Source organism: Nostoc sp. KVJ20 (genome assembly GCF_001712795.1).
In the GTDB taxonomy this organism is placed as follows: domain Bacteria; phylum Cyanobacteriota; class Cyanobacteriia; order Cyanobacteriales; family Nostocaceae; genus Nostoc.
The window spans coordinates 1-4,317 of sequence record NZ_KV757806.1; the positions used below are offsets into that span (position 1 = coordinate 1).

General features: G+C 39.3%; 2 protein-coding genes. Both read left to right on the forward strand.

Features of this window, described 5'->3' with window-relative positions; all coding sequences use genetic code 11:
• Positions 1-452 precede the first annotated feature (452 nt).
• A complete protein-coding gene (locus A4S05_RS37635) occupies positions 453-2,342 on the forward strand; it encodes an ATP-binding protein (protein ID WP_069074835.1) in 1,890 nt (629 codons plus the stop codon).
• Between the two features lie 30 nt (positions 2,343-2,372).
• Entirely contained in the window at positions 2,373-3,650 is a 1,278-nt protein-coding gene (locus tag A4S05_RS37640; RefSeq protein WP_069074836.1) for a sensor histidine kinase, read from the forward strand.
• Positions 3,651-4,317 lie beyond the last annotated feature (667 nt).

Genomic DNA, 4,317 nt, shown 5'->3' on the forward strand with positions numbered 1-4,317 from the left:
GCAACTTGGGTTATTAGGGATTTTGTTGAATTGCAATTACCCCTCAGCGCGTAGAAGCGCTTTAGATGAATCGAAGATCGCGCAACTTGGGTTAATAGGGATTTTGTTGAATTGCAATCGCTGGCGTCTGAAAGCGCTGCTGTATTTGATTTTCAAGGTGCAGTTGCGCGAATGAGTGAATCATAACACAGGGAATAGTCATGGCACAAGATACAAATCGCTGAAAGCCAGTCTTCATAAGGTGCGCGGATGGTTTTAGAGTACCATTACCCTCAAAGTCTTGTATAGATAGAGTATGCAGCTTTTTTTGCCCCTTCTGATTTTGTACACCTACCAATCCGCGCATTTTGCAAGTAAATTAGTCAGATTGCTGAGAACTAAGCTTACTACTTGATCATTTGGGAATACTGAGATTAGAGGTATATATTGCAAATCCAGTAACCTTTAAGATCATGTTGACACTTTTAAACTATCCTTTGCAATCAATTGGTTTTATTCCCCACGGACATTGTTATCTCTGGCAAACGGGGCTAGTTTGGTTACACATTATTTCTGATGCGACGATCGCACTCGCTTATTATTCTATTCCCTTCCTACTGATCTATTTTATTTCCAAACGCCAAGACGTTCCTTTTAATGGAGTCTTTGTATTATTTGGTGCTTTTATCATTGCTTGCGGTACTGGACACTTGATAGATATTTGGACGCTTTGGCATCCAGATTACTGGGTTGCAGGTAGTCTCAAAGCTTTAACTGCGATTATTTCAATATATACAGCTTTTGCCTTATTTTATCTCATGCCTCAAGCTCTAACATTGCCTAGCCCTGCCCAGTTAGAAGTAATTAATCGAGCGCTCACAAGTGAAATTGTACAGCGCAAGCGTATAGAGCAAGAACTGCGGAAAGCTGAGGAAGTTGCTCAAAATGCTAGCCAAGCAAAAAGTGAATTTCTTGCCAATATGAGCCATGAATTACGCACACCTCTTAATGGCATCCTCGGCTATACACAAATTCTCCAACGCACAGAATCTTTAAGCGAGAAAGGGCGCAAAGGAGTCAGCGTCATTTACCAATGTGGTTCTCATCTATTAAACCTGATTAATGATGTCTTGGATCTCTCTAAGATTGAAGCCCGGAAACTGGAATTAAATCGTGTTGGTTTCTACTTACCTGCTTTTATAGATAGTGTGGTTGAAATTTGCCGCATCCAGGCGGAACAAAAGGTCATTGCATTTCATGTCAACTTAGATCCTGATTTACCAACAGGCATTTATGCTGATGAAAAACGCTTGCGACAAGTGCTGATAAACTTGCTTAGTAATGCCATCAAATTTACTCATGAAGGTAGCGTTAGCTTTCAGGCTAAGGTTATTAGTCAAGAATTAAATGCCGATGGAAAAATAACAAACTACAAAATTCGTTTTGAGATTGCAGATACCGGCGCGGGTATAACCCCTGAGCAAGTCGAGAAAATCTTCCAGCCTTTTGAGCAAGTGGGAAATCAGAAACGACAAAGTGAAGGTACTGGCTTGGGATTAGCAATCAGCCAACAAATTGTTTTACTGATGGGTGGTCAAATTCAGGTGCAGAGTGAGCTTGGCAAAGGTAGCACTTTCTGGTTTGAGGTGCAATTGCCAGAATCTAAAGATTGGGCAAAGGTTTCTAGAGTGGTAGAGCAGGGAACTATTATTGGTTATCAGGGACAAAAACGCACGATTTTGATTGTGGATGACAAATGGGAAAACCGCTCGGTAATTGTAAATTTACTAGAGCCAGTTGGGTTTACAGTTATAGAAGCTAGTAATGGTCAGGAAGGATGGGAACAAGCTGTAGCTCATAAACCAGACTTGATTATCACTGACTTAGTTATGCCTGTAAATGATGGATTTAAGTTCATCAAACGTTTACGTTGGTCTAACCAATTTAAAAAGATTGCTGTTATTGCTTCGTCAGCTAGTGTATTTGCAGCCGATCAGTATAAGAGTGTTGATGCTGGTGCAAATATATTTCTACCAAAGCCTATAGAAGCTGAAGCTCTGCTGGAATTATTGCGAAAACTTTTGCAATTACAATGGATTTTTGATGGCAAAGCAGACACAATCAAAAAAACTGATATCGGTGGGATGGATAATCTAGAGAAAATTATTTCTCCTAGTAATGAGGTTTTACAACAGTTACTCGAACTAGCACAAGACGGCGATATTCAACTACTTTTAGAATCAGTTCAGGAACTTTCTGTATCTGATGAGCAGCTTAGTGCTTTTACTGAGCAAATCATCCAGCTTGCTAGTAATTTCCAACTTAAACGTTTGGAAAGTTTCATTCAACAACATATTAATTAATTAGAATCAAATTTCGCTTTTTAATCCATCATGCTCAAGACCTCAAATACTGGATTTCTTTTGATTGTGGATGATAATCCGACAAATTTATCTGTCCTGTGCGAAGCGCTCAGTATTGAGGGGTTTCGTTTTCGTGTTGCAGTGGATGGAGAAAGTGCGATCGCTCTTGCAGAACGTAATCGACCAGAGTTAATTTTGCTGGATGTACAAATGCCTGGGATTGATGGATTTGAAACCTGTCGCCGCCTCAAAGCCAATCCTGTTACTCAAAACATTCCTATTATTTTCACCACAGCCTTAGCGGATACGGAGAGCAAAACCAAGGGATTTTCTCTTGGTGCAGTAGACTATATCCCCAAACCCTTTGCCCAAGAGGAAGTCATCGCGAGAGTGCGTGTGCATTTACAAGTCAAACAACTGACTGAATCTTTAGAAAAACAAGTGAGCGATCGCACCGCTGCTTTGCAACAAATCCAAGTCCAACTAGTGCAGCAAGAAAAACTCTCAACACTAGGAGAATTAATTGCTGGTGTCGCCCATGAAATCAACAATCCTCTCAGTTTTATCACTAGCAATATTCCACCTTTAGAGGAATACTTTGGAGGATTAAGTAAAATTCTCCAACTGTATCAACAAGATTATCCCAACCCGACAGCCAAAATTAGCACTGCTATTGATGAATTGGATCTAGAATTTATTCTTGAAGATATAACAAAAATTTTGAACTCACTTAAGCTAGGTAGTGAACGGATTCAAAACCTTTCTACCTCACTACGCAACTTTTACCGCTCGGATAGTGATGAAAAATTACTTGCAGATTTGCACCAAGGACTGGATAGCACATTAATGATTTTGCAGCACCGCCTTAAAGGTAATGGCGATCGTCCTGCTATTGAAGTTATTAAGAGTTATGGAATAATACCAGAGATAAATTGCTATCTCGGTCAGATGAATCAAGTTTTTATGAATATTCTAGCTAATGCAATTGATGCTCTTGATGAAGCTTTGATATTAGGCAAAATCAGTGATCAAATTCCTCAAATTCAGATTACGACAGAAGTAGATTCCGAACAATGGGTTGTAATTCGGATTGCAGATAATGGTACCGGCATTCCTGAGTCTGTGAAACAACGCCTGTTTGAACCTTTGTTTACCACAAAACCTGTAGGTAAAGGCACTGGACTCGGCTTATCGATTGCTCATCAAATAGTTTTAGAAAAACACAATGGTACATTGGAAGTGAATTCTCAAATGGGGATGGGAACCGAATTTACGATTAGAATTCCAATCATAAGTGCCGCAGATTAAAAACCACAGTTGTTATGATTAATACCAAAGGGCGAATATAATTCGGGACTATACAGACAAAACCCGCATGACAATGGTTTCAAATTTCTGGAGTCCGCGTATCCTTCGCAAAAATTGCAGGTTAGTAGTCTATCAAATTCATTTTGGCGATTAGAGGATGTTTGAAAAGTCATGATTGATGTATCAAATATTTTTTACCCCACCCTAACCCTCCCCTTGTAAAGGGGAGGGAACTAGATTTTCTATTTCCCCCCTTTCCAAGGGGGGATTAAGGGGGGTAATAATTCGATTAAAATTACAACATACCACTTTTCAAACAAACTTTTAGAGAGACCCGATAAATCGCCGTCTCTACAAGAAATTTATCCATCAATTATTGATTGACAGACTACTAGGTAGACTTCATTAATAGGGATTTTGGTTAATTGCAATGCCAATCTCCCGATACTTCCCACCCTTACCCCAAGTTTCAATCCCTAATAGGGATTTTGATTAATTGCAATGTTTTCGCGAGTAGTAAATCTATTACCCCCACTTGTTTCAATCCCTAATAACTCAAGTTGCTAGTTACATACCAAGAAAGATGACATAGGGGTATAAAAACAATAAAATCCCTCCAGACAGAAAATTAGGAGGGAAATATGTTAAATGAAATAGTTACTATCTA

Bases quoted from the DNA above. Each gene is read 5' to 3' on its own strand.
- A4S05_RS37640 (WP_069074836.1), top strand. From the start codon at position 2,373: ATGCTCAAGACCTCAAATACTGGATTTCTTTTGATTGTGGATGATAAT.
- A4S05_RS37635 (WP_069074835.1), top strand. From the start codon at position 453: ATGTTGACACTTTTAAACTATCCTTTGCAATCAATTGGTTTTATTCCC.